Source organism: Methylobacterium nigriterrae (assembly GCF_037106235.1).
Classification (GTDB): domain Bacteria; phylum Pseudomonadota; class Alphaproteobacteria; order Rhizobiales; family Beijerinckiaceae; genus Methylobacterium; species Methylobacterium nigriterrae.
The window spans coordinates 1-262 of sequence record NZ_JBAWTG010000972.1 but is presented as its reverse complement, the minus strand read 5'-3'; the positions used below and the strand labels follow the sequence as shown (position 1 = coordinate 262).

Sequence of the window (262 nt, the reverse complement as noted above, 5' to 3'; positions counted from 1 at the left end):
GACCGAGACCGTCGGCGATCACGCAGGCCTTGCTGCCAAAGCCGCCGCGCGAGCCGCCCAGCGCCTCGCGCCTGTCGCGCTCAGCTTGTGAGCCCCTATTCGATGGGCTCCTGCAGCCTTCTGATGCGCACGGATGCTGGTGCCGTCGAGGAACGTCATCCCGTGCTGCACCCCGGCATGCTGAGCGAGGCGGAGCAGGCGCTCCCAGACACCGAGGCGGGCCCAACGGATGAAGGTCTGAGCCGCGCGAGCCCAGGGACCA

At 69.8% G+C, this 262-nt stretch carries 1 pseudogene; it reads right to left on the bottom strand.

Going from position 1 to position 262, the window contains the following annotated elements:
- Positions 1 to 262: pseudogene (locus WDW90_RS39915) on the bottom strand (hypothetical protein); the annotation flags it as partial.